Origin of the sequence: Pauljensenia sp. 20925_1_27, assembly GCF_041432835.1 — a bacterium.
Lineage (GTDB): Bacteria > Actinomycetota > Actinomycetes > Actinomycetales > Actinomycetaceae > Pauljensenia.
Genome location: NZ_JAPWAH010000005.1, coordinates 133,184 through 139,183, shown reverse-complemented (window position 1 = coordinate 139,183; position 6,000 = coordinate 133,184). Strand labels below are relative to the sequence as shown.

The 6,000-nt window shown below is 67.1% G+C and carries 5 protein-coding genes; 3 read left to right on the top strand and 2 right to left on the bottom strand.

The features are described from left to right. The first annotated feature begins 750 nt into the window (after nucleotides 1–750). The 3 genes from O3684_RS04990 to O3684_RS04980 all read left to right on the top strand — a co-directional run bounded on the left by O3684_RS04990 (nucleotide 751) and on the right by O3684_RS04980 (nucleotide 3,710). The gene (locus O3684_RS04990) at nucleotides 751–1,221 is read left to right on the top strand and encodes a Dps family protein (protein WP_007590173.1); all 471 of its coding nucleotides are present in this window, start codon (nucleotides 751–753) and stop codon (nucleotides 1,219–1,221) included. Nucleotides 1,222–1,392: 171 nt separating this feature from the next. Beyond that, nucleotides 1,393–2,436, top strand: a complete 1,044-nt coding sequence (gene hemH / locus O3684_RS04985) for a ferrochelatase (protein ID WP_500065417.1) — start codon at nucleotides 1,393–1,395, stop codon at nucleotides 2,434–2,436. Nucleotides 2,437–2,507: 71 nt separating this feature from the next. Next, nucleotides 2,508–3,710 (top strand): PLP-dependent transferase, encoded by a 1,203-nt coding sequence (locus tag O3684_RS04980; protein WP_500065416.1) that lies wholly within the window; start codon nucleotides 2,508–2,510, stop codon nucleotides 3,708–3,710. Nucleotides 3,711–4,284: 574 nt separating this feature from the next. Here O3684_RS04980 and O3684_RS04975 read toward each other — a convergent pair. Next, nucleotides 4,285–5,520, bottom strand: a complete 1,236-nt coding sequence (locus O3684_RS04975; RefSeq protein WP_500065414.1) for a chloride channel protein — start codon at nucleotides 5,518–5,520, stop codon at nucleotides 4,285–4,287. Further along, complete coding sequence (locus tag O3684_RS04970) at nucleotides 5,511–5,972, bottom strand: MarR family winged helix-turn-helix transcriptional regulator (RefSeq protein ID WP_500065412.1); 462 nt, start codon at nucleotides 5,970–5,972, stop codon at nucleotides 5,511–5,513. The genes O3684_RS04975 and O3684_RS04970 overlap by 10 nt, the downstream gene beginning before the upstream one ends. Nucleotides 5,973–6,000: the final 28 nt, after the last annotated feature.

The window sequence follows — 6,000 nt, the reverse complement described above, 5'->3', positions numbered from 1 at the left end:
TCCTCGGCGTATCACAGGCCAATAATGGCCGGGTGCATGGGAACCGCGATTGGTATCGCAGAACAAGATAATTCGTCTTGTGTGGCGTGTGGGGGTTGGAAGGGAAAAATGTTCCGCTGACGAAAAAGCCAGTTGTGGAGAGCAGTACGTGTGCTGGGCGAACTTTCTGACGCATAGATCTCTGAATGCGTGGAGCAGGGCGAGTTTTCCTTCTCGGGCAATGTCGCTCCGCAGGCTCACATGTGTGGCAGCGGCTCAGCCGCACCCGACGAGTTCCGCTTCGGATGCCGCGGTGTAACGGGCGTTGGTGGCAGCGGCACTGCCGCAGCCGACGAGCTCCGCCGTCTCCAGTCAAGGATGCCAGAGTGCTTGTGGCAGGGAAGGTGAAGAATGTCACCTCGCCAGTCGCCTGTGGTCAGAGGTGCCTGAGCAGGCGGAGGAAAGGGGTTGGGGGTGTGTCGGCCCGCGCATCACATCCGGTCACGGGTGCTTGAGCGAACTTATGAGGCTACCGTGGCCTCGGGCAAGATTGGTTAGGCGAACCTGGGTCGAAAAATGAAAACGTCAATAATGTTAAAACGCTGAAATCCGCGGATTATTCCTTCGCAACTACTGGATAGTGAAACATTTGACTAAAGGGCTGTTAGCACTAGAAATCCTGGGACTAAAGGACCAAGATAGATGTGTCTGAAGGGCATGGCCCCACAAGGGCGAGCCCCGTACCGAATACACATGAACAGGAGAAACAACATGACCGTTGAGTCCACCGGCTTCAAGGCTTCCGACGTTCTCGCAGGCAACCTGCAGAAGGTCCTCACCGACGTGACCGCTCTGTCCCTCGTGGGCAAGCAGCTGCACTGGAACATCACCGGCGAGGGCTTCCGCTCGCTGCACCTCTACCTCGACGCGGTCGTGGACATCGCCCGCGAGGCCTCCGATGAGATCGCCGAGCGCATGCGCGCCCTCCAGGTCGTCCCCAACGGCCTGCCCGAGGTCGTCGCCCAGCGCAACACCCTGCCGACCGTCCCCGAGACGATCATCAAGACCACTGACGCCGAGGAGCTCGCCGTCGCCGCCATCAACGCGACCGTGGGCACCATGCGCGACGTTCACGAGAAGGTCGACGCCGAGGACTCCGCCTCCGCTGACATTCTCAACGACTACATCCGTCGCTTCGAGCAGCAGGCGTGGTTCATCCGTTCGCAGAACGGCCAGGCCTGAGCCGCACACCTCCGCCGGGAGGAAGTGAGCCAAGCAGGCTCGCTTAAATAACGTCGGGGTGCCCCGCCTGTCACAGGCGGGGCACCTTTGCATGTGCGAGCAGTGAGAACGCGCCCGGGGAGGTGACACCGCGTCAGCGACACCGGGGAGAGCGAACATTAGGCTGGTGGCGTGACGAACTCCCAGGACGCAGCAGCCACCACGTCGACGTCGATCCATGCGCAGCAGGGCGAGGCGCAGCCCGCCCTCGTCCTCGTGAACCTGGGGACTCCGACCGCCCCCGAGCCCGGCCCGGTGCGCGCATTCCTGCGCGAGTTCCTCTCCGACCGCCGCGTCATCGAGATGAGCCCGCTCCTGTGGAAGCCCATCCTGGAGGGCATCATCCTGCGCGTGCGCCCGCGCGAGGTCTCCCAGAAGTATCGCAGCATCTGGATGGACCAGGGCTCGCCGCTCATGCACTACACCCGCGAGCAGGCCCGCCTCCTCGGCGAGCACCTGCCGGGCGTACGCGTCGAGGTCGCGATGCGCTACGGTCAACCCTCGATCGGCTCGGTCTTGGACCGCCTGCATGCGCAGGGTGTGCGCCGCGTGGCGATCCTGCCCGCCTACCCGCAGTACGCGGCCTCGACGGTCGCGACGATCAACGACGCGGTCGCGAGCTGGATCGGCCGCAACCGCGACGGCTTCGAGCTGCGCCTGCACCGCTCCTTCCCCGCCGCCCCCGCATACATCGAGGCGCTCGCGACCGCCCTCGAACGCCATTGGGAGCGCGTGGGACGCCCGAACTTCCTGACGGGGGACCGCGTCGTCGTGTCCTTCCATTCGATCCCGGTCGCCATGGACGAGGCCGGGGACCCCTACCGCGCCGAGTGCCGCCGTACGGTCGCCGCCCTCGAGTCGCGCCTGGGCCTGGCGATGGGGTCGCTGACGGCCACCTTCCAGTCCGTGTTCGGACGGGCCGAGTGGCTGGGCCCGCAGACAATCGAGGAGATGGCCGAGCTGGGCACCGCCAAGTGCCCGCGCGTGGACGTTATCTGCCCGGGCTTCATGGCGGATTGCCTGGAGACGCTCGAGGAGATCGACCAGCTCAACCGCGAGACCTTCGTCGAGGCCGGAGGCGGGGACTTCCACTACGTGCCCTGGGGCAATGACTCCGAGGGGGCTGTCGCGTCCCTGGAGGAGCAGGCGCGCATCGCTCTCGCCGGCTGGGTGTAGGCGCGCTGTCACAATCGACCGGCGGACGAAACCCTTCGGCGGATGCGGCCCCGGCCTCGTAGCGTGGAGGCATGAGCACGCCTGACTGTACGACCTTCTCTACGTTGGCCATCCACGCTGGGTTTGACCCGGATCCCATCACGGGTGACGTGGTGCCTCCGATCCACGTCGCTTCGACGTTCGTGCAGGATCGGCCCGGCGAGCTGCGGGAAGGCTACGAGTACGGGCGCTGCGGCAACCCAACGACCAACGCGTTCGCGGGTGCGCTCGCGGCCCTGGAGGGGGCGACGCACGGCTTCGCGTTCCCCTCGGGCATGAGCGCCGAGGACACGGTGATCCGCCTGCTGGCGCGCCCCGGCGATCACGTCGTGCACTCGACCGACGTGTATGGGGGCACACACAAGCTCCTGAGCGTCATCAAGCCAGCCGAGGGCATCACCTCCGAGGCCGTGGACCTGACCGACCTGGCCGAGGCCGAGCGCGTCATCCGCGCCTCGCGCCCCCAGATCGTGTGGGTGGAGACGCCCTCAAACCCGTTCCTGCTGGTCACGGATATCGTTGCGATCGCGGCCCTCACGCACGAGGTGGGCGGCCTGCTCGTCGTGGACAACACTTTTGCGACACCGGTCCTGCAGCGTCCCCTCGAGCTGGGTGCGGACGTCGTCGTGCATTCGACGACCAAGTACGTGGGTGGCCATTCGGACGTGATCGGCGGTGCCTTCGTCCTGCGTGATGGCCTGGAGCTGCCCGCGCACGTCGAGCCTTTCTTCGGCGATCGCGATGCCGCCGCCGAGGCCGTGAAGCTGCAGATGGCCCTCGGGCACGTGCCCTCCCCGCGCGACACGTACCTGGCACACCGCGGCCTGAAGACCCTGGCCCTGCGCGTGGAGCGCCACTGCGAGAACGCGCAGAAGGTCGCCGAGTTCCTGGCCGCCCACCCGAAGGTCACGGCCGTCCACTACCCGGGGCTGGCCTCGGACCCGGGCTACGAGCTGGCGCGCGCCCAGAACCCGGCCGGCGTGGGCGGCGTGCTGTCCTTCCAGGTCACCACCGAGGAGGCGGCGATCGAGCTGATGACGCGCACGCGTGTCTTCGCGCTCGCAGCATCCCTGGGCGCGCCGGAGTCCCTCATCGAGCACCCGGCGATCATGACGCACTCGACGCGCGTGGGCGGCGTGGGTGGCGTGCCCGGCACGCTCCTGCGCCTCGCGGTCGGCCTGGAGGACGCCGGCGACCTGATCGCGGACTTGGATCAGGCGCTCGCGCAGATCTGACGCCCCTTCGGTGCCCCTCTGGTGCTTCACTGGTGCCTCTCTGGTGCTTCACCGGTGCCTCTCACGTGCGTCTCTTGCGTCTCGCTGATGCCGTCGCTTACCCATAAATCTCGCAGGTAATTTAATTTGGTCAGTTTTTGATTGTGCTCGAAAACGTTGCAATTCCGGGGCTGTAATTTAAGATCTTGAAGTATCTGCGATGGAATTGCATGCGAAATTGAGGGGGACGAGGCCGGGGTGTCCCGGGCGGTGACGTGCCACTAGGGGGTGGATGCGGCGGCTCGTTGATGCGCGGTGGCCCATTGATGCGCGGTGGCCCATTGATGCGCGGCGGCCCGTTGATGCGCGGCGGCTGATCCAGGTCGCCGCCGCCATCGGGTGCTGAACGACTGCACATACGAATAGGTAATGAACATCCGGATAGCTTAATAACCTATCCATATGCGCATTACCTATCCAGATAGGAACAACCTATCCATATGTGCGCAACCTATCCGCGTAGCACTCAGACAGAAGCCGCTGCGGCACCCGTAAGGGGGCTACTCAACCCGGTGGGTCAGCGAAATGCGGCGGCTCAGCGAGAATTAGCCCGGCGGGTCAGCCAGGTCGCGGCCGCCGTGGCGCCGCCGACGGCGAGGACCGCGGGCACGAGGATCGTGGCGCCCTGGCCGGTGAACTCGATGACCAGGATGAGCCCGGTAAAGGGTGCCTTCATGGAGGTTCCGAGGAACGCTGCAGCGCCGATGAACGCGAAGGCGGCGACCTCTGAGCCCGGCCATGCGGCAGCCCACGGCAGTCCGATGACGGCTCCCAGCCCGGCGCCGAGCGCGACCGCGGGCGTGAGGACGCCGCCCCAGCCTCCCGCGCCGATCGTCAGGAACGTGGTGGCCATCTTGGCGAGGAGGACCACCAGTGCGAATGTGAGCCCCGCGCCGGCCGCCCACGTCGCGTCAAACTGCGTCTGCGCGCTGGCCTGCCCGTTGCCGAGCACGGAAGGAATGCGGGTAGAGACCAGGCCGACGGCGACGAACGCGAGGGGCAGGGTGACGAGGATGCGCCAGTCGCGCGGCCGGATTGCCCCGGTGCGCGCGACGGCCTGTTTGAACGCCCATCCAGCGGCGCCGAGCACCGGCCCCATGAGCGCCCCGAAGACCGTGAGGGACAGCGACGGCGTGAGGGTGGGGACCGTGTAGAAGAAGGTCGGCCTCGTGAATCCCGTGGAGATGAGGACTGCGATCCCCGAGGTGATGAGCGCGGGGGCCACCGCGCGCGCCGAGAGCGACACGAGGAGGATCTCGAGGGTGTAGACCGCGCCCGACAGGGGGATCGAGTAGACGGCGGCCAGGCCTGCGCCCGCGCCGCACGCGACGATGATGCGCCGATCTTCGGGGGTGAGCCCCAGCCGGTCGGCGGCGGCCGCGCTGAAGGCGGCGGCCATCTCTCGTGGGGCGACCTCGCGCCCCACAGAGGCGCCGAGGCCGACGACGAGGACCTGGGTCAGGGCGTGCCAGGTGGCGCGCAGGGGAGGCATGGGGGTGCCGCTCACGGCACCGGCGACGGAGGTGACGGCCTTGTTACGGCGGAAGAGCAGGAACCAGGAGAGTGCGCCGACGACACCGGCGAGCGCCAAGACTCCGACGCGGCGGGCGGGGGAGACGGCGCTGACGGCCTGCAGGAGCGTGCCGCCGTGCATGTCCCAGGCAGCCGCCTGGATCCAGTGGAGCAGGTGAATGCACGCCAGGCCGACGAAGCCGGCGATGACCCCGGTGAGGAGTGTTGCGACCGCGAGGCGCCGCGTGCTCACGGACATGGCGTGTCGGAGTCGAGGCGCTCGCTCACCCGCGTGAACAGCCCGGTGAGCATGTCGATCTCCTCGGGCGTGATGTCGTCGAGGAAGAGACGGCGGATGACGTCGCGCTGGACCAGGGCGGCCTCGTCGAAGAGGGTCTTGCCGGCCTGCGTCAGGAAGACGAGGCCTCCGCGCCCGTCGCCCTCGCATGGGCGGCGCTCGATGAGGCCGCGGGATTCAAGGCGCTTCATCGTGTGGGTGAGGCGCGAGCGCGAGAAGACGACCTGATGGGCCAGGAGGGAGGGGCGCACGCCCGTCTCCCCGGCGCGATCGGTCATGAGAAGCACGGAGTATTCGGGCATCGACAGGCTGGCCTGGCACTTGAGGGCGGCTTCGATGCGCTCGGTGAGGCGAGCCGTCGTCGTGAAGTAGAGCTCCCAGGCCGCCGCTCGGGGGTGGTGTGCTCGGCTCACTGGGTCTCCTCGTATCGTGCGGCATCTC

What these genes read in the sequence shown, in the direction of transcription:
- O3684_RS04990 (WP_007590173.1), top strand. Translation starts at nt 751, where the DNA reads ATGACCGTTGAGTCCACCGGCTTCAAGGCTTCCGACGTTCTCGCAGGC.
- O3684_RS04980 (WP_500065416.1), top strand. Translation starts at nt 2,508, where the DNA reads ATGAGCACGCCTGACTGTACGACCTTCTCTACGTTGGCCATCCACGCT.
- O3684_RS04975 (WP_500065414.1), bottom strand. Translation starts at nt 5,520, where the DNA reads ATGTCCGTGAGCACGCGGCGCCTCGCGGTCGCAACACTCCTCACCGGG.